Raw genomic sequence first — 17,655 nt, 5'->3', positions numbered from 1 at the left:
GCGTTGGTGGTCCAAGGAAAGACGCCCCGCTTCCTGCGGGGAAATGCAGGTGCAAGGCCTGCCCGGCGCTCTGCGAAGACCCTGTCCCGTGTTTCTCCGGGACAGGGTCTTTTTTTGTCCGTCCGCGTCCTCGCCGCTCACCCGCCCCGCTCGGTGACGATCGCCGTTGAACAATCAACTCCCTTTACTCTATGGCTTGTTGAAGCACGCATAGGCGCAAGGCGAGGGAACACACGTGACATATCGGCGCGCGGTGATACCGGCACTGGTCGGAAGCCTGCTGGTCACGTTGTTGCTGTGGGGGGCCGCGGAAAGCGCTCAGGCACTTCAACCACGAGGCGTTCCCCATGTGTTCGGCGCCGGGACCGTGAGTCGGCTCCGGATGTGGCTGCGGCCCTGGACGTACGACCGTTCAGCGGCTCTCCTCGCCGACGCACCCGAGGACGGGGGCGCGGCCGTCGGCGGAGGTGTCTTCGCCGACCGGTACACCACCGCGATGCAGATCAGATTCGTGGCGGTCTTCGCGTTCTTCCTGGCCGGCGCCCTGCTCCTGATCCGCAGGATCCCTCCGACGCGGGGCCGCACCCCGGCCACGGTGCTCGGGCTGTGGGCCTGGACCCCGATGGCCGGAGTGCTGGCCGTCACCGTCTCGGCGCCGTGGGAGATCGCGTCCTACGGTCACCCCGGGTTCCGGGTGCTGCCGCGACTGGCCTCGGTGAGCGTGTCGAGCGGGTCGGCCACCGTGCCCGCGGGCCTGCTGGCCGCCCTGGCCACCGTGCTCGTGGCGCGGGTCACCGCCGAGGGGGCGGAGCCGTCGCCCCGCCGGACCGTGGCACCCCGCGCCGCCCGCCTGGTCGCGAGCGCGGGAACCGCGGTGATCGCGCTGTCGCTGGTGGTCCTGTCGTACCAGTCGGCGGCCGCCTGGATCCAGACCTCCTTCGACGGCGGAGGGCGGCTGTCCGAGCCCGGCGAACTGCTGCGCGCCTGGCTGCTGCTCGGCGGCTGGACGAGTCCGGAGGCCACCCCGATCGGCGACTGGCTGCTGTACCGGGCCGCCGACGCGCTCGTGCTGGTCGTGGTCTGGTGGGTGCTGCGGCTGCTGCCCGGACTGCTCACCCGGACCACGGCGCCGGCCATGGCCATGGGCGGGGTCTGCGCGACCGTCCTCGCCCTGTTGGCCGGTCGGACGGTGCACCTGGCGTTCGACGACCCGTTCCCCGTCCGGGGGCCGGTGGACCTGATCACCCATCTCGGCGCGGGTGTCCCGGCCGCCCTCACCTTCGGTGTCACCGCGGGGCTGACGGCCCTGGTGACCCTGCGGCTGGCGGGAGGCCGTGACACGGGCGAGGCGTCGGAGCCGACGGCCGGTTCCGGCGCGCCCGTGGCCGGCGACGCCCGCATCGAGGAGTAGGGGCCCGCTCCGCGTTCGCCGTGCCGCTGTGAGCGCTCACCGCCGTACACCGGCGGCCGCTTCCGCCTCGCTCCGGGCGATGTCGGACCCCCGTGGCACACTCCGGTGCATGTCTCTCGCTGATCTCACTCTCGACCACTGGCGCTCGTTCGACCTGCGGACCGCGCGTGGAGTCGCCCAGGAAGCGGCCGACCTGGTGGGTGGCCGGGTGACCGCGGTCGAGAGTGCCGATCACCTCGGGTCTTCGTTCCACCGCGTCCGTATCGAGCGGAACGCCCAGGAATTCGCTCTCGTACCGGGCGGCACGGTCGAGCTCGGATTCGACGTCGACTCGTGGCGGCCGACGGCCGAGCAGTCCGCCGACTACGCGCGGAGCCTCGAGGCCGGGTTCGGCCTCGGCGCCGATCTGCGGACCTACCTCGCACAGATCCTCAGCCCCCGGAGAAGCGTCACGCTGGCCACCGTGCTCATGGCCGTGGAGGACGAGAAGCTGATCGAGTTTCCGGCCGACACGCCGGCGGAGCTCGCGGCGCGTGGACTGCGCATGCCCACCTCCGACGAGTGGGAACACGCCTGCGGAGCGGGCGCCCGCACCCTGTTCCGGTGGGGCGACGAGTGCCCGCTGGACCGCGTTCCGTACGGGGACCGCACAGGGCCGCACAACCAGCTGAACGCCTTCGGCCTGCGTATCGCCTACGACACGTACCGCACGGAACTGACGAGCGACGTCACCGCTGTCCACGGCGGCGACGGGGGAGAGTCGGTGTGCGGCGGCTACGGCACCCTGCTGGCGTGGCTGCCCCTGGCCACCGCCAACCGGAACCCCTCCACGGCCGAGTTCGTGTACGGCCCCGAGGGCGAGGACATGTGTGAGGACTTCTCCGTCAGGCCTGTGCTGACATTCTGAGGGGCGGTTCCCGCCGCACCGGGACGCGGGCCCGCACGACGGAGCGGACGGACTCGTTCCGGTGCGGTGCGACCGTTTGACCGCCCGTAGGCCGCGCTCCGTGTGAAGATCCTCCCGAGCACCGGGCCCGAGCCGCCCGGCGCGGCGGCCCGGGACCGGGAAGAAGGGCATCGGATGAGCGCGCGTTTCGAGGAGATCGACTGGCGGCCGACGGCCATGGGCGAGATCAGCCTGCGCCGCCGACGGGACCCGCTGTCGGGCGACGACGTGTACGAGGTGAAGCTCGGCGACGAGTACCTGATGTCCTCCCTCTTCACCACGGGGGAGATCGAGCTGGCCCGGCTCGGTCTGGCCGAACTGTCCGAAGGCCCGCTCGACGTCGCGGTCGGCGGACTCGGCCTCGGATACACGGCCAGGGCGGCCCTGGACGATCCGCGCGTACGGTCGCTCGTCGTCGTCGACACCCTGGCCGAAGTGATCGACTGGCACCGGCGCGGGCTCGTGCCCCTGGGCGCGGGACTGGCGTCCGACCCCCGGTGCCGGCTGGTCCGCGGGGACTTCTTCGCGATGACCACCGGGGGCGCGGCGGCCGTCGAACCGTCCTCCGCCGACGCCGGGGGAGCGGACGCTTCGTCGGCGAAAGGGGACAAGGCCGCCGACGGCACCGGAGCCGTGCCGCGCGGCCTCGACCCCGAAACCCCCGGCCGCCGTTTCCACGCGATCCTCCTCGACGTCGACCACTCGCCGCGCCATGTGCTGCACCCCGACCACGCCGTGCTCTACACGCGGGCCGGCCTGACGGCTCTGGCCGAACTGCTGCGTCCCGGCGGAGTGTTCGCGCTGTGGTCGAACGACCCGCCGGACGACGAGTTCGGCGCGGTGCTCGCGGAGGTCTTCACGGACACCGCGGCACACGTCGTGGACTTCGACAATCCGCTCCAGGGCGGGACCGCGGCCAACACCGTCTACGTCGCCCGACGGCGCGACGGCTGACACCGCCCGGACCGGGACGGCCGCCGCCCCGAGTCCGGCTGTCAGGCGGAGCCGGTCGCGGGGACCACCGGAAGCGGCATCCGGCCCGGCAGCTCCCGCGGGACGCGTTCCAGGACGCCGCCCGCGAAGACGTCGTACAGCGGCAGCGTCTCCAGGTGCACGTAACCGATGTGGCAGTCGCACGCGGTCAGGGGGCAGGGACGCGGGGCGAGCGCGGCACGGTAGGAGCCGTCGTACAGCCGGCCGATCTCGGTCCGGACGAAATGGCAGCGCCGCACCGCTCCGTCGCCGTCCACCGAGATGACCGACTCGCCGGTGCGGCAGGGCAGTCCGGCCGACCGGTGCGGATGGCGGCTGAAGGGGAAGAGGGGGTCGAGCGCGGTCCACTCGGCGGCCTCTTCGTCCGTGTAGGTGTGCCCTTCGGCGGCGTTCACCCACAGGTACACGTGCTCCGGGAGTTCCGCGCGCAGCCTGAGCGCGGGTTCCCTGTGCTCGGGCAGGCCGACGACGCCGACACTGAAGCGGACGCCCAGCTCGCCGAGCCGCCGGGTCTTGGCGACGAACCGTTCGTGCGGTGTCTGCCCGGGGTGGTACGTGCACCACAGCGCCACCGTGTCCCGGTCCGCCTCCCGCAGCCAGTCGGTACGGCAGCTGAGGTTCGTCTGGATGGCCACCCGCCTGACGTGGGGCAGGTGCGACAGCTCCACGAGGGCGCGGCGGTACCAGGAGCGGACCAGCCCCTCGCCCCACGGGGTGAAGAGCACCGACAGCCGGTCCTCGCGCTGCTCGCCCGCCCACGCGGTGAACCGCTCCAGCGCAGCGCGGTCGGTCCGCAACTGCTCGGTGCTGTCGCGGCGCTTCGCGAACGGGCAGTACGGACAGTCGTAGTCGCAGGAGGCGAGCGGGCCGCGGTACAGGATCGTCAGGTCCACCGGGGCCTCACTTCGTCTCGTAGGCGGCCATGGCGTCCCGGACGGCCGGGGAGAAGAACTCGGGGCCTATCGCGTCCGAGTGGGCGAGGCCTTCGGCGGAGAGGCGGAGCCGTTCGTCCTCCCCGCCTGTGAGCCATCCCCGTGCGGCGAGCGTGCCGATCTCGGACGGGAAGTCGTCGCGGGGATCCGATCCGAACCGCAGCCGGTAGTCGGCGACGGGCAGCCCCTCGGCCTGGAGGAGGGACTGGAGCAGATGCCGGCGCCGTGCCTCGTCCTCGTCGACGCGGCGGCCGTGCAGGGCGTGCGAGAAGTCCTCGGTGGCGGTGTAGTCGTCGATGATGCCGCGGATCTCCCGCATCGACACCGCGTAGTCGAAGGAGTAGTGCAGCGTCGAGGTGTACGAGCGGGCACCGCAGCCGAGGCCGATCATGCCGTCGGTCTGGCAGGCGTAGTCGTCCGGTCCCTGCGGAGGTGCGTCCGCGCGCCGGAACATGCGCATCGACACCTGCTCGTAGCCGTGTGCCAGCAGGTGGTCGCGGCCCTCCCGGTAGCGCCGCAGCCGCTGTTCGTCCCACTCCAGATCGGCCGTCCGCGCGTCGGCGTTCCGGCCGAGGCCGGTGAGGGGGCGGATGTAGAGGGGGTAGAGGTAGATCTCCTCGGGCCGCCAGGCCAGGGCCGCGTCCAGCGAGTGGCGCCAACTGGCCGCGGTCTGACCGTCGATGCCGTAGATCAGGTCGATGTTGAGGACGGGGACGGCGGCCTCGCGGATCCGCGCCAGCGCCGCCTCCACCTCGGAGCGCCGCTGTGGCCGCACGGCGGCACGGGACTCCTCCTCGACGAAGGTCTGCACCCCGAGACTGAGACGGGTGGTGCCCCGCTCGACCAGCACGGCCAGCCGGTCGGCCGTGGCCGTGGACGGCGAGGCCTCGACGGACAGCGGTATCGCGCGGAGATCGGCGCCCATCTCCCGCTCGGCGATGTCGCACAGCCGCTCCAGCTCGGCGGCCTCCAGGAACGTCGGTGTGCCGCCCCCGAACGCGGCGTTGGCGAAACGCGGGGTCTCCTCGTCGCCCAGTGCCTCGCGCATGGCGGCGGCCTGGCGCCGCACCGCGTCCAGATAGCGTCCCGTCAGGTCGCCGGGAGCGCCGATCCGGGTGAACAGATTGCAGAAACCGCAGCGGATCTCGCAGAACGGGACGTGCAGGTACAGCGAGAGCGACCGCCGGGACTCGCCCGCCCACAGTTCCCTCAGCGCGGGACGCGGGTCGAGGGGCCGGTAGGCGGTCTTGTGGGGATAGGCGTAGGTGTAGCTCTGGTAGGGGCGCGGCAGGCCGGTGGGGGCGGCCGCGGGGGCGAGCGTCATACGGTCGGCTCCAGGAAGAAGTGGCTGTAGGGCACGGTCCACACGCAGTCGTGACCGAGGCGGTGGCCGGTGTAGCCGTCGTCCCCGTAGGCCGTGCCGTGGTCGGAGCAGACGATGGCGAAGCAGCGGCGGCGCGAGCTCATCGCGCGGAACAGCCGTCCGACGTGGGCGTCGACGTACTCGAGGGCTGCCGCGTGGGTGGCCCGGCTGTCGCCCGCCTCGCGGGTGGCGCCGGGCAGGTGGAACCAGTTCGGCTGGTGCAGCGCCGACACGTTCAGGAACAGGAACAACCGCTGCTCCGCGGGAAGTCCGGCGACGACCTTCTCGGCCCGCGCGACCTGGGCCTCGAACGAGGTGGGCGAGGCCACCCCGAACTCCGGCTCCCAGTGGCTCTCCTGGAAGAGGCCGGGCAGCACGCTCCCCAGCGCGCCCTGCTTGTTGAAGAAGCCGACGCCTCCGACGCACACCGTGCGGTAACCGCGCGCGGCGAGGCCGGACACCAGGTCCGGGGTGTCGAAGACGAACGTGCGGTCCGCCGTCGTCTCGCTGCCCGCGAACCGCGCCGCGAACAGCCGGGGGTGCGGACCCGGAGTGGCCGGGGTGGGCAGGAAGCCCGCGAACATGGCCTGGTGGGACGCGTAGGTGAAGTTCCCCGGGGCGTGCCGCCGCTCCCAGGTGCCGCCGGGCAGGTGCGCGGCCAGGTTCGGCAGACGGCCGGCCGCGGCGAGTTCGACGGCCACGTCGTGACGCAGGGTGTCGAGGGTGAGCAGGAGCAGGTCGTCCCGGCCCACCACCTCGTTCATGTCCGGCGTCCCGGCCGGTTCGGGGGCGGAAGGTGTCAGGGCCGGTGTGCGGCCGGGGTCAGGCTGGGGCATGTGCTGTCCTGGCGGGGTGTCGGGCGGAAGCGCGGGTCGTACGGGGAAGTGTTCGGGGGAGAGGGAACGGAGCGCCGCGACCTGCGCCGCGTACGTGTCCAGGCCCTCCGCGCCGCTGCCCGGCAGGCCGGTCAGCCGGGGGAGCAGGTCGCCGAAGGCGTTGACCTCACCGACGGCGAACCGGCGCCAGCCGATGGCGGGCAGCAGATCGACGCCCACGCACAGGGTGCCGGGGAAGCAGGCGGCGGCCCGTTCGCTGATGGAGAGGGCCTCCGTCCACCGGTCACCGGCCAGGGCGCGCACGGCCGCGAGATCGCCGCGTGCCCCGCCCAGATGCAGATTGGTCAGGGGGGAGCGGCTCGTACGGACCACCGCGTGGGTCGCGCGACCGGCCACGACCACGACGCGCAGGTCCGCCGACCTGCTGCCGAGCGAGGCCTTCGGCAGCCAGCGCTCGATGTGCAGTCCGTCCGGTGCGAGCGTGTCCACGATCGCCGCGATCTGCGCCTCGTCCGTGTAGCGGCGGATCCGCAGGGAGTTGTGGAGGTCGCCGTCCGCCGTGCGTTCGACCGAGGTCGTGGCCCGGATCCGGCCCGAGGCGGTCGTCTCGACGGCCAGCACACCCGACGCGGACGAACCGTGCGCGAGCTTCACGAAGACCCGCCGCAGCGCGGCCTCCGCCATGAGGCCCCGGACGCCGTCCCAGTCCTCCACCTCCGGAGGGCTCCGGAGGTGGGGGACTGCGGCACCGGCACACCCGCCGCGTGGAGACGGGCGTGGCACAGCCGTTTGTCGAAGAGCACGGCCAGGTCCGCCGGGTCGTCGAGCCGTCGGCCCCCGCGCAGCGAACGCACACCGTCCAGGAAACCCGCGTACCAGCGCGCGGAGCCCTCCACCCTGGTCGGCTCGTCGGTGCCGCGCAACAGCCGGTCCACCTCGGCGTTCTCGCCGGGGGAGTCCAGCCGGACGACCTCGTCGTCGGCGAAGTCGTGCCCGCCGTCCCGCAGCACGTCCCGCCACTCGACCACCCGGGGCGTGCCGCAGCCCGCCGCCTCGGCCGCCGCCGCGAACAGAGCCACCCGGCGGTTCTCCCCGTTGGCCACGACCGCCCACTTCACCGGCGCGCCCTTCGGCCGCAACCCGCCCATCCCGTCTCCTCGTCCTCCGTTCCTGCGCTACTCGCCGACCGCGACGAAACGCCAGACCGTCCCGTCCTCCTCCTCGTCGGAGTCCGCGTCGCCCTGGTCGGCGTGGACCACGACACCGGCGGGCTCCAGTGTCTCCAGCAGGCGCGTCCGCACCGCGGTGCTGAGGTAGTTGTGGTGCAGGTCGAGCACCTCGAGGTGGGTCAGTGGCTGGCCCGACAGCAGGGCCGTCGCGCCGTCGTCGGTGAGCACGCCCATGGAGACGTCGAGGTGCGTGAGGCGCGCCACGACGGGGGCCGAGGCCAGCGCCGTGCAGACGGCGTCCTGGATCTCGCTGTTGCGCAGGGCCAGACGGGTCAGGCCGGGCAGCCGGGTGCCCGCGAAGAACGGCTCCAGATCGGCGACATCGGCGTCGCCCCCGTACTCGGAGGTGCCGAGCCACAGGTCCAGTGCCGTCAGCGAGGGCAGGTCGCTGGCGGCGATGCCGCGTACCGCTTCGGCCGGCAGGCCGCCGGTCTCGACGGTCAGCGTGCGCAGCCGCTCGTGCCGGACGGCGGGGAAGACCAGGCCGTTGCCGCCGCGGACGCCGAATTCGACCAGGGAGGGGAAGGCCTCCAGGAGGGGCGACACATCACCCTGGACGATCCAGGAGATCTCGCACTCCTCCCCCACGATGTCGGCGAGGAACAGCGCGCGCAGCGCGGGCAGCCGGTCGCGCGCGGCCACCAGGGCGTCGATCACCGCATGGGGAGACGTGTCGTAGACGTCGCTCCACGCGCCGACGATCAGCGCCCTCACCTTTTCCGTGTCCACGGCCGCCAGGAAGCGCGCGAAGGCGTCCTCCCACTCCTCCTCGCTGTCGTAGGCGTCCACGGCGATGCGCCAGGCGACGGATTCGGGAGCGGGGAGCGACGCGGCCCGGGACGACTTGTCGCCGGCGTCCGGAAAGGTGAAGGCCGGCAGGCCGTGGAACTCCTCGAGGTGCCTGTTGACGGTCATGCGCGCCCGCTCCTTCGTGCTGGTTCCGGTGGATCGACGGTCGTGGTGGAGAGTCCGGAGCGCGCGGTTCGCACCCGGACAGACGAGTTCTACCAAGTCCCACCGACATCACGGCGAACCGGGTCGGCACCTGGGGACGGAAGCGGGACCGCGTCCCCCGGACGACCGGCCCGGGCGGCCCGGCCGGGCCGCGACCGCCGGTCATCGACGACATGACGCCTGGTCAGCCAGGGCGAGCGCCCGTCCGGAGGCCGATTGTCAGTGGTCGCCCCTACGGTTTTTCCCATGGCACATCCCGTGCCGCGCCGGGAGGGAGACCCATGTTCCGCCAAGGAGACGTGCTGATCGTGCCGTTGGACGAGAAGGCGGTGCCGGACCACGCCCTCGACGCCGCGTCCGAGCCCCGCGACGGCCGCGGACGGCTCGTGCTGGCCCTCGGGGAAGTCACCGGGCACGCCCACGCCGTGGTCGGCCCCGGGCGCCTGGTGCGGGACGGCGGTGTGTTCGGCCCGATGCTCCTGCACGTTCCCGACGGGGCGCGGGTCGTGCACGAGGAGCACGGGGCGATATCTCTCCCCAAGGGCTGGTACCGGGTGATCCGCCAGCGGGAGTACGTGCCGGGCTCGGTGCGGATCGTCGCCGACTGACAGGTCCGCCGGTGGCTCCGGGTACGGAGCGGTGCGCACCGACGCGCGGACGGCGCGTCCGACGGCAGGACCGGGTGGCGGCGGGGGCGTCGCGCCGCTCGGACACAGGGGATATCGGAGAGGAACGGTGTGATGGAACAGGGCAGTTGGCGTGCCACCGCGACACGGACGGGGGCGGGCGACCGGGCGGCGGCCGAGGAGGGCGTCCGGCTCGCCTACCGCAGGGCCGGGCTGGACGAGCCCGAGCGCGTCGTCTGGGCGCGCTCACCCCACGAGGCCGTGCGCATGCTCATGGGCACGGCGCCCGTCGACGGCCCGGAACTCGGGGACACCGGTCCCAGCGTCCGGAGCGCCGTCGTCACCGGACCCTGGGCGGCGGAACGCGCCCGGGCGCACGAACGGCTGGGACCGGAGGGATGGAGCGGACACTGGCGGGCCACGGGAGCGGCCCTGTGGGAGTCGGCCCGGGCACTGGCCGACCGGGTGCGCGCGGGCGTCGTCGAGGACCTCGCCACCGACCGCCACGAGGAGAGCCGGGTGCGGCTGCTGCTCCTGGACGCGACCCTGGGCCAGCAGGACGCGGCGTGGCTGTGCGCCTTCGACCCCGACGGGACGAGTGCCCTGGCCGGGATCGCGGCGGTGGCGCGCGAGGCGGGCTGGTGGTGGCCGTACGAGAAGGTGGCGGTCGTCAGCGAACGCCCGCTCGGCCTGCACCGCGACGAGGCCGGACGCCTGGACCGGGGGGACGGCCCGGCGCTGCGCTACGCGGACGGCTTCGAGCTCTACGCGTGGCGAGGGATGCCGGTGCCCCGTACCTTCCTCGACGAACTCACCGCGCTGACGCCCGAGCGGATACGCGACGAGGAGAACGCCGAACTGCGCCGGGTGATGCTGGAGCACTACGGCTACGACCGGTACCTGGACGAGTCCGGGGCCGTCCCCGTCCACCGCGACGAGACGGGGGTGCTGTGGCGGGTCGAACTGGCCGGGGACGAGGACGTGGTCATGGTCGAGGTGGTCAACTCGACGCCGGAGCCCGACGGGACGAACCGTACGTACTGGCTGCGCGTCCCGCCGACGACCCGTACGGCCCGGGAGGGAGTGGCCTGGACGTTCGGCCTCGCCGCCGAGGCGTACGAGCCGTCCCGGCAGACGTGAGGACGGTCGGCGGCCCCGCGGTCCAGTGACGGGCTCCCGCCTTCCGGAGATCTCGTCGCGGGCGGGGCCGGTGAATCCGCCGGCGGGCCTGCCCGGCCGGTGGGCTCAGGGCCGCTGACCCCAGGCCGTCATCATGCCGGGTCCGAGTTCGGCGAGCCGGGGGGAGGCCAGGTAGGCCAGTGCCTCGTCGATGACGGCGGAGTCCACTCGTCCGGTCTCCTCGAGGGCGGGCCGCATGCGGTCCAGGGTCTCGGACCAGAAACGGGCCAGCGGGCCGCCCGCGACCAGCGGTGGGCAGACCAGTTCGGCGGCGACGCCCCGGAGCCCTTCCTCCCTCAGGAAGTGCGGATACGCCGGGACGTCCGACGTGTCGGTGCCGATGGTCGACCGCAGTGCCTGCCACATGGCGTCCATGGTCCGCCGGTAGGCCGACGAGGTGTCCAGGCGGTCCGGCACCTCCACGGCGTCGCCGAGCACCAGCCAGCCGCCCGGCTTCAGCCATCGTGCGAGACGGGAGACGAGCCGGCGGCGTTCGGGCAGGTGCATGAGGACGAACCTGGCGTGGACGAGGTCGAAGAGACCGAGGTCCAGGCTCTCGTCCCGGAGGTCGGCGGTGACCACCCGCACCCGCGGGCCCGCGAGGGTGCCCAGGCCGCCGGTGTCCCGGTCCAGCGCGACCACCTCCGCGGCCCCCGCCTCCTCCAGCAGCCATCGGAGCACGGTCCCGGTCCCCGCCCCCACCTCCAGGCAGCGGCTGCCCGGTCCTGCGCCCAGTGCGCGCAGCCGGCCGGTGGTGATGGGGTCGTAGACCAGCGCCGCCGCGTCGATGCGCTCGGCCTCCTGCGGGTGTTCCGGCTCGAACAGATCTTCTCCGTAGTGGCCGCCGGAGGCCGGGGAGCCGGTCATGGCCGGCTCCCCGGCCCCGGTCCGGTGACGGGTCTCCTGCCTGTTCGCGCCATGAAAACCCCTGAGCGTCGAAGAATGATCCACAGTCAGAGTGGCAGTATTCGGGCGCTTCGGCAGATCGGCGGGCACGGAATCCGTGGGCCTTTGCACAGGCTGTGACCCTTGAAACGCACCTGTGACGCTCATAGCATGATCGAACTCACGACGATTGCCCTGATCGTCCGTCCTTCACTAGAAGAACACGCTGTCTAGCGCGAAGGGTGAGTCATTTGATCAATACCTAACAAAACGGCCAAACAGTTGATATCTATAACATCCCGAGTAATTTCACGAATAAACAAAATAATTGACTTCGACGAACAGCGTCGACCACGGGTGATCCTGTGGACCGTCACGGGTGTCGTGACCTTCGGGTTCCTCGTCGCGATGGAGATCATCGCGCGTCACTACGGAACGCCGGGGCCGATCGCCAATCAGGCCGGAGAGGTGATCCTCGCCCCCACCTCGGGACCGCTGCTGTACGCCGGTCTGGCGCTGATGATGGTCGTCCTCTCCTGGCGGCAAAGACTCATCGCGCTGGGGATCGCGGCCGGGATCGACGTCGTCTTCTTCCTGGTGCGCTGGGCGGTCGACGCCGACGAGATGATGTTCGGCAACGGCGCGCTGTGGGTGATCCTGGGCTATGCGTTCATCGCCGTCACACGCCGTACGGGCAAGGAACGCGTCCTGCTCCTGAAGGGCGTCGGGCTGGGCCTGCTCCTGGTGGCCGGTCACAAGACGGGCGACACCTGGCTGATGATCACGTCGGAGACCCGTCCGACGGTCCTCGACGCGTACGTGGCCACGGCCGATCACGCGCTGGGCAACCCGTCGTGGGTGATGGGCCGGATCGTCAATGCCACCGGCCCGATCGGCTACCACGCCATCCACCTCGTCTACGGCCAGCTCCCGCTCGCGGCGGCCGTCTTCGCGCTCTACCAGCTGCGCCACGTGGCGAAGGAGGGCCGCTTCCCGGGCCATCATCTGGTGCGCACCTTCCTGGCCATCGGTCTGGTCGGGCCCGCCATCTACATGATCTTCCCCGTGGCCGGACCTGTCTTCGCCTACGGCGCCGAGGGCGGGCAATGGGCGGCGGCCAACCTGTGGCCGCACACCCCGGTGCCGGTCGGTACCCCGCACCCGATCCCGTTCGACGAGGTCACCCCGCGCAACTGCATGCCCAGCCTGCACACGGCCTGGGCCACCACGCTCTTCATCCACACGCGCAAGGGCTCGCGAGTCCTGCGCTACGCGGGCGCGTTCTGGCTGACCGGCACGCTCACGGCGACGCTCGGATTCGGCTACCACTACGGCGCGGACCTCGTCGCGGGCGTGGTGTTCGCGCTCACGATCGAGGCGGCCATGCGCTCGTTCCACCGAGGATGGGACCGGGCGGGAATCACGCTCGTCGGTTACGGCTCGGTGATCTTCACCCTGCTCCTGCTGTCGTACCGCTACCTGCCGGTGGAGATGGCCCGGTATCCCTGGGCGTTCGGACCGGTCCTTCTCCTGGCGATGGCCTCGGTGATCTACGGATACGTGCGGACCACCCGGCTGTGGAACCCGCGGATCGCGCCCGTGCAGCAGCCGGAACCGCAGCTCGTGCAGGCGTGACCGCTCCACCCCCCGTCCGCAGCGCCCGGGAACGTCCCGGACCGGCCGCGGAGGTCCTTCGGACGGGGGGAGCCGGTGTCCGGCCGTGCCCGGCGGGCCGGATTTGCGCTGGAGCGCACTCGAAGGTGTTGGGTGGCAGGAGTGACGCCACGGTGACGTGGTGACCGAGCGGGCGACACGTTCCACGAGGAGCACTCCATGACACAGAAGACCTGGTTCATCACCGGCGCCTCCCGCGGCTTCGGGCGGGAATGGGCGATCGCCGCGCTGGAACGCGGCGACTCGGTGGCCGCGACGGCGCGCGACCTGTCCACGCTGGACGATCTTCGCGAGACCTACGGGGAGCGGCTGCTGCCCCTGCGGCTCGACGTCACGGACCGCGACGCCGACTTCGCCGCCGTGCGGCTGGCGCACGAGCGGTTCGGACGGCTCGACGTGGTGGTCAACAACGCCGGCTACGGGCACTTCGGGATGATCGAGGAGCTCACCGAGGCGGAGGCCCGCGCACAGCTGGAGACCAACCTGTTCGGGGCGCTGTGGATCACCCAGGCGGCACTGCCGTTCCTGCGCGAGCAGGGAAGCGGCCACATCCTGCAGGTTTCCTCCATCGGCGGGATCAGCGCCTTCCCGCTGGTCGGTATTTACCACGCGTCGAAATGGGCACTCGAAGGCATGAGCCAGGCGCTGGCACAGGAAGTGGCGCCGTTCGGCATCAAGGTCACCCTGATCGAGCCCGGCGGGTTCGCCACCGACTGGGCCGGCTCCTCGTCCAGCACGTCCGAGCAACTGCCGGCGTACGCGGAGTTCCACAAGGAAGTGCAGGAACAGCGGCGCAAGCGCGTCGGCACCCCGGGCGACCCGCGTGCCTCCGCCGCGGCGGTGCTGGAGATCGTGGACGCGCAGGAACCCCCGCTGCGCTGCTTCTTCGGTTCGGCGCCGCTGGGCATCGCCAGGGCGGACTACGAGCAGCGCCTGGCGTCATGGGAGAAGTGGCAGCCGGTGGCGGAACTGGCCCAGGGCTGACCGGTGCCGACGGGTCAGGAGCCGACGGGTCAGGAACGGTGGCTCTGGTAGTAGCCGCCGACCTGGTCGTGGTAGTCGGCGTCGCCGACGTGCCTGGCCCGGTCGAACTCGGGGGACTCCCTGATCTGCTCCTGGGTGAGCGCGACATAGATCTTCCGTGCGTCCCGGTCGACCCGCTTCACGGTGCCGGCGGGCAGCATGACGTGCCTGCCGAAGATCCACACGCCGATGTCGACGATGAGATGCGCGGAGTCGACGTCGTCCGAATGCTTGTCGACCTTGCCGATGGCGCCGTCGACGGCCTCGACCTTGTACCCGACCAGATCGGTGCCCTCGGTGTGCCCGGCGGCCGGGTGGTAGCCCCAGATGCTGTCAGTCATGAACGGCTCCCTCGTCGAGACTCCACGCTCGTCCGCAGCGGAACCGTGGAGTCGCGCAGGCGCTTTCCACGTTAGACGAAGACCGCGCCGGATGACGGATGCGGCCGCCCGGACCCGCTCCGCACGGGCCGGGCGGGTGACGCGAGCGGGGGCGACCTCAGGAGGAAGCGGGGACGACGTCAGTAGAAGTCGCCCCGCCGCTGCGTGGGATCGACGGTGTCACGTCGCTGCTGCCGTCGGCGCGCCGCCCTGTAGGCCGATATCTCCCGCAGGTGCGCCTGGCTCTGGAGCAGCATCATCGACCCCAGCGCGTGGCGCTCGGTCATCGGGTTGTCCACACAGGACTGGTACATCACGGCGGCGCGCTCGTTGTCCTGGTAGAGGGTCCGGTAGATCTCCGCGGCGCGGTACTGGCCGTAGGGATGGTTACGCGTCGCGGCCGCCAGGAACTGCTCCAGGGCGTGTTCCGCGGGAGCCCCGGTGACCGGAATCAGTTGCTCCAGGTACAGGTCGCCCAGGACGAGCATCGCTTCGGGCTCGCCCAGTTCGGCCGAGGCGTGGTACCAGCGGGCCGCTTCGTCCAGCGACTGGACGATGCCCGCCTGCGGGCAGCCGTGGTGGTAGAGCGAGGCGAGGTAGAAGGCCGCTCGAGGCGAACGGCTGCTGTGCCGCAGCCGTGGCACCGCGCTCGCGTACCGCCCCTGCGTGTAGTCGATGTGCCCCAGCAGCTCGATCGCGGCACTGTGACCGGTGGACGCCGCGGTCTCCAGGAAGCGGATCTCCGCACCGGGGTGCTGCCCGGTGTTCCAGCAGTGCAGGCCGATCCGGTAGTACTCCTCGGCACTGGTCGGCTCGTGTCCGTCCACGGTGAAGTTGGTCCCCTGCCACTGCACCATGTCGCTGCCTTTCGCGTCGTGGCCCGCCCCGACGGACACGTGCGGCTCATCGCTCCACAGCCTCGAGAGGAGGGCAGGGACCGACGACGGGGACGAACCGGCCGTTTCCCGTACGACGTCCCGGTGTGCCGGGGCCTCGACAGATGGTACGGCTCGTCAACCGGCACAATCGTAGGACCGGTTGTCCGACGGGCTGCCCGTTCTGCGGCGGGGACCGCCGATGTGGCCCGTTTTCGGCGGCGAGGGCAAGGGGCGGCGGCAGGGGACGGCTCGGTGCGCACGACCGCCGCCGGCGGCGAGGACCGTCGTACGGAACCGGTTCATGCCGACGACCCGGGCGACGGGTCCGGACGTTCCGGCGGTACGCGCGCGGCCGCGGCATCGAAGAAGCGCCACCCGTCGACCTGGGCGGCGTGCCCGAACCGCTGTCCGTCCGCCAGGACCTCTTCGATCAACTCCCGTACGGTCGCGGGCCGGTGGAGATTGAGGTAGCCGCCTCCCGCACGACTGACGCCCCCTTCATGAGCCCCCCAGCCGCCGCCGCCCACAACACGGCCGGGGCCCGAGGCGAAGACGATGCGGATCGCGCCCGGAGAACCCTCGCGCGTGACGGCGAGGACCTCTTGGCACGCGTGTCCGGGCGCACTGCCGGAATCCGGGGCCGGCACGTGGCGATGGCTGACCCACCACCGGAACCGTTCGTGCCCCATGACCAGTTGCCGGTACCGACGACGTCCCATGCCGTCACGTTAGCAACGCCCGTGGCGGCGCCACCCGTGGCCGGCGGGGCGCGCCCCGGATCCCACGCCACCGGTGATCCGGGCAAAGGCCCCCCAATGAGGGAGTCGGGGGTGCGAAGCGCCCGGTCCCCTTCTAGCGTGGAGCGCGGGCGCCGTGCCGGGCGTCCTGGCGATCCGGTCACCGAGGACGGCCGCGGTACCCGTGCAGGGCGAGCGGCTCCACCCCGGCTCCGGCCGCCGTACGAGCGATGCCGCAGTTGTCCGATGCCTGCCCCGTACTTCGCCCGCGCTGGAGATACGCGTCATGCTTTCCAACACGTCCCGACCCGTCATCACGGCGACGTTGCCCGTCGTCGGTGAACACATCGGTGAGATCGCCCGACGCTTCTACCGCCACATGTTCGCCAACCATCCCGAACTCCTGGACGGGGTCTTCAACCGGGGGAACCAGGCGCACGGAGAACAGCAGCAGGCGCTCGCCGGATCCGTGGCGGCGTTCGCCAGCGGCCTGGTGAGCACACCGCAGCGGACCCCGGAACACCTGCTGAAGCGCATCGCGCACAAACACGCCTCCCTCGGGATCGGTCCGGACCAGTACCGGACCGTCCACGACAACCTGATGTGGGCCATCGTCGACGTACTGGGCGACGCGGTCACCCCGGAGGTCGCCGCGGCCTGGGACGAGGTCTACTGGCTGATGGCGAACGCCCTGATCAACCAGGAGCGCGGCCTCTACAGCGCGCGCGGGGTCACACCGGAGACGGTGTGGCGCAAGTGGGTGGTCGAGAAGAAGATCACGGAGACTCGGGACGTCGTGACGTTCGTGGTCAAGCGGGTCGACGACCGTCTGGTGACGACCTCGCTCCCCGGCCAGTACGTCACCGTGCTGATCGACATGCCCGACGGGGTGCGCCAGCCGCGCCAGTACAGTCTGACCCGGGCCGACGACGGCGAACACCGTCAGTTCTCGGTCAAGCGGGTCCGCGGCAACGGTGAACCCGAGGGCGAGGTGTCCGCCCTCCTGCACGACACGGTCGACGTGGGCGACGTCCTCACGCTGTCACTGCCCTACGGCGATGTCGTCCTCGACGACTCCGGGCGACCGGTGGTGTTCGCCACGGCGGGCATCGGGATCACCCCCATGGCCGGGATGCTCTCCCACCTCGTCCAGGCCGAGTCCCGGCTGCCGATCACCGTGCTGCACGCCGATCTCGACGAGGCGTCGTTCGCGCTGCGCCGCCAGGTGGTCAGCGACGTGCTCGAACTGCGGAACGCCGAGATGTACCTCTGGTACGAGAAGGGCGCGGAGACCAACGAGCCGGTGAAGGGCGTCTTCGCGGGGATGATGGACCTCTCCCACGTCGATCTGCCGGACAACGCGGTGTACTACATGTGCGGCCCGCTGGCGTTCATGCAGCCGCTGCGGAGCGCGCTCCTCGGACGCGGCGTCGCACCGCACGACATCCAGTACGAGGTGTTCGGCCCGGACCTGTGGCAGGCGGACCTCGACTGACGACGTTCACGCCTCGATCCGGCCGGCCTCGTCGACCGACCACGAGGCCGGTCACGAGCGTCGCCGGGAGGCGCGTCGGCCGGACCGGGAAGCCGGCCGACGCGCTCGCACGTG

Annotated in this window: 16 protein-coding genes and 1 pseudogene; 8 read left to right on the top strand and 9 right to left on the bottom strand. The window is 71.6% G+C overall.

All coding sequences use genetic code 11. The features are described 5' to 3' along the window. The first annotated feature begins 235 nt into the window (after positions 1–235). The 3 genes from CW362_RS00525 (at position 236) to CW362_RS00515 (ending at position 3,311) form a co-directional block, all read left to right on the top strand. Positions 236–1,411, top strand: a complete 1,176-nt coding sequence (locus CW362_RS00525; protein WP_103547226.1) for a hypothetical protein — start codon at positions 236–238, stop codon at positions 1,409–1,411. Between the two features lie 109 nt (positions 1,412–1,520). Beyond that, positions 1,521–2,318, top strand: a complete 798-nt coding sequence (locus tag CW362_RS00520; protein ID WP_103547225.1) for a hypothetical protein — start codon at positions 1,521–1,523, stop codon at positions 2,316–2,318. 174 nt (positions 2,319–2,492) lie between these two features. Continuing rightward, complete coding sequence (locus CW362_RS00515; protein WP_103547224.1) at positions 2,493–3,311, top strand: polyamine aminopropyltransferase; 819 nt, start codon at positions 2,493–2,495, stop codon at positions 3,309–3,311. Between the two features lie 41 nt (positions 3,312–3,352). On the opposite strand, the gene CW362_RS00510 is transcribed toward CW362_RS00515, so the two are convergent. The 5 genes and pseudogenes from CW362_RS00510 to CW362_RS00490 all read right to left on the bottom strand — a co-directional run bounded on the left by CW362_RS00510 (position 3,353) and on the right by CW362_RS00490 (position 8,625). Then, entirely contained in the window at positions 3,353–4,243 is an 891-nt protein-coding gene (locus CW362_RS00510; RefSeq protein ID WP_103547223.1) for an STM4011 family radical SAM protein, read from the bottom strand. Positions 4,244–4,250: 7 nt separating this feature from the next. Next, a complete protein-coding gene (locus tag CW362_RS00505) occupies positions 4,251–5,606 on the bottom strand; it encodes an STM4012 family radical SAM protein (RefSeq protein WP_103547222.1) in 1,356 nt (451 codons plus the stop codon). After that, positions 5,603–6,409 (bottom strand): STM4013/SEN3800 family hydrolase, encoded by an 807-nt coding sequence (locus CW362_RS00500; protein WP_103547362.1) that lies wholly within the window; start codon positions 6,407–6,409, stop codon positions 5,603–5,605. The genes CW362_RS00505 and CW362_RS00500 overlap by 4 nt, the downstream gene beginning before the upstream one ends. Before the next feature lie 140 nt (positions 6,410–6,549). Further along, positions 6,550–7,629: pseudogene (locus tag CW362_RS00495) on the bottom strand (STM4014 family protein); the annotation flags it as partial. Between the two features lie 27 nt (positions 7,630–7,656). Beyond that, entirely contained in the window at positions 7,657–8,625 is a 969-nt protein-coding gene (locus CW362_RS00490) for an STM4015 family protein (RefSeq protein ID WP_103547221.1), read from the bottom strand. A 320-nt stretch (positions 8,626–8,945) separates the two neighbouring features. Here CW362_RS00490 and CW362_RS00485 point away from each other — a divergent pair, with 320 nt between their 5' ends. Both CW362_RS00485 and CW362_RS00480 read left to right on the top strand, forming a co-directional pair. Further along, positions 8,946–9,272, top strand: a complete 327-nt coding sequence (locus CW362_RS00485; RefSeq protein ID WP_103547220.1) for a dCTP deaminase/dUTPase family protein — start codon at positions 8,946–8,948, stop codon at positions 9,270–9,272. Between the two features lie 129 nt (positions 9,273–9,401). Continuing rightward, on the top strand, positions 9,402–10,430 hold the full coding sequence (locus tag CW362_RS00480; protein WP_103547219.1) for a DUF6745 domain-containing protein: 1,029 nt from the start codon (positions 9,402–9,404) through the stop codon (positions 10,428–10,430). Between the two features lie 105 nt (positions 10,431–10,535). Here CW362_RS00480 and CW362_RS00475 read toward each other — a convergent pair whose 3' ends face one another. Continuing rightward, complete coding sequence (locus tag CW362_RS00475; RefSeq protein ID WP_103547218.1) at positions 10,536–11,336, bottom strand: class I SAM-dependent methyltransferase; 801 nt, start codon at positions 11,334–11,336, stop codon at positions 10,536–10,538. A 378-nt stretch (positions 11,337–11,714) separates the two neighbouring features. Between CW362_RS00475 and CW362_RS00470 the strand changes: the two genes are divergently transcribed. Together CW362_RS00470 and CW362_RS00465 are read left to right on the top strand one after the other, a co-directional pair. Further along, positions 11,715–12,989 (top strand): phosphatase PAP2 family protein, encoded by a 1,275-nt coding sequence (locus CW362_RS00470; protein WP_162683930.1) that lies wholly within the window; start codon positions 11,715–11,717, stop codon positions 12,987–12,989. A gap of 198 nt (positions 12,990–13,187) precedes the next feature. Beyond that, positions 13,188–14,012 carry an SDR family oxidoreductase gene (locus CW362_RS00465; protein ID WP_103547217.1) on the top strand — a complete coding sequence of 275 codons (825 nt, stop codon included), beginning with the start codon at positions 13,188–13,190 and terminating at the stop codon, positions 14,010–14,012. 29 nt (positions 14,013–14,041) lie between these two features. Here CW362_RS00465 and CW362_RS00460 read toward each other — a convergent pair whose 3' ends face one another. The 3 genes from CW362_RS00460 to CW362_RS43140 form a co-directional block, all read right to left on the bottom strand. Further along, positions 14,042–14,392 carry a PRC domain containing protein gene (locus CW362_RS00460; protein WP_103547216.1) on the bottom strand — a complete coding sequence of 117 codons (351 nt, stop codon included), beginning with the start codon at positions 14,390–14,392 and terminating at the stop codon, positions 14,042–14,044. A 179-nt stretch (positions 14,393–14,571) separates the two neighbouring features. Then, a complete protein-coding gene (locus CW362_RS00455) occupies positions 14,572–15,327 on the bottom strand; it encodes a tetratricopeptide repeat protein (RefSeq protein ID WP_103547215.1) in 756 nt (251 codons plus the stop codon). Positions 15,328–15,608: 281 nt separating this feature from the next. Beyond that, the gene (locus CW362_RS43140; protein ID WP_162683914.1) at positions 15,609–16,028 is read right to left on the bottom strand and encodes a hypothetical protein; all 420 of its coding nucleotides are present in this window, start codon (positions 16,026–16,028) and stop codon (positions 15,609–15,611) included. 304 nt (positions 16,029–16,332) lie between these two features. On the opposite strand from CW362_RS43140, the gene CW362_RS00450 reads away from it, so the two are divergent. Continuing rightward, positions 16,333–17,541 (top strand): globin domain-containing protein, encoded by a 1,209-nt coding sequence (locus CW362_RS00450; protein ID WP_103547214.1) that lies wholly within the window; start codon positions 16,333–16,335, stop codon positions 17,539–17,541. Positions 17,542–17,655: the final 114 nt, after the last annotated feature.

This window comes from Streptomyces populi (genome assembly GCF_002911015.1).
GTDB classification, from domain to species: domain Bacteria; phylum Actinomycetota; class Actinomycetes; order Streptomycetales; family Streptomycetaceae; genus Streptomyces; species Streptomyces populi.
This window is presented reverse-complemented; position numbering and strand designations above follow the sequence as displayed.

Bases quoted from the DNA above. Each gene is read 5' to 3' on its own strand.
- CW362_RS00485 (WP_103547220.1), top strand. From the start codon at position 8,946: ATGTTCCGCCAAGGAGACGTGCTGATCGTGCCGTTGGACGAGAAGGCG.
- CW362_RS00450 (WP_103547214.1), top strand. From the start codon at position 16,333: ATGCTTTCCAACACGTCCCGACCCGTCATCACGGCGACGTTGCCCGTC.
- CW362_RS00475 (WP_103547218.1), bottom strand. From the start codon at position 11,336: ATGACCGGCTCCCCGGCCTCCGGCGGCCACTACGGAGAAGATCTGTTC.
- CW362_RS00465 (WP_103547217.1), top strand. From the start codon at position 13,188: ATGACACAGAAGACCTGGTTCATCACCGGCGCCTCCCGCGGCTTCGGG.
- CW362_RS43140 (WP_162683914.1), bottom strand. From the start codon at position 16,028: ATGGGACGTCGTCGGTACCGGCAACTGGTCATGGGGCACGAACGGTTC.
- CW362_RS00500 (WP_103547362.1), bottom strand. From the start codon at position 6,409: ATGAACGAGGTGGTGGGCCGGGACGACCTGCTCCTGCTCACCCTCGAC.
- CW362_RS00460 (WP_103547216.1), bottom strand. From the start codon at position 14,392: ATGACTGACAGCATCTGGGGCTACCACCCGGCCGCCGGGCACACCGAG.
- CW362_RS00505 (WP_103547222.1), bottom strand. From the start codon at position 5,606: ATGACGCTCGCCCCCGCGGCCGCCCCCACCGGCCTGCCGCGCCCCTAC.
- CW362_RS00490 (WP_103547221.1), bottom strand. From the start codon at position 8,625: ATGACCGTCAACAGGCACCTCGAGGAGTTCCACGGCCTGCCGGCCTTC.
- CW362_RS00515 (WP_103547224.1), top strand. From the start codon at position 2,493: ATGAGCGCGCGTTTCGAGGAGATCGACTGGCGGCCGACGGCCATGGGC.
- CW362_RS00520 (WP_103547225.1), top strand. From the start codon at position 1,521: ATGTCTCTCGCTGATCTCACTCTCGACCACTGGCGCTCGTTCGACCTG.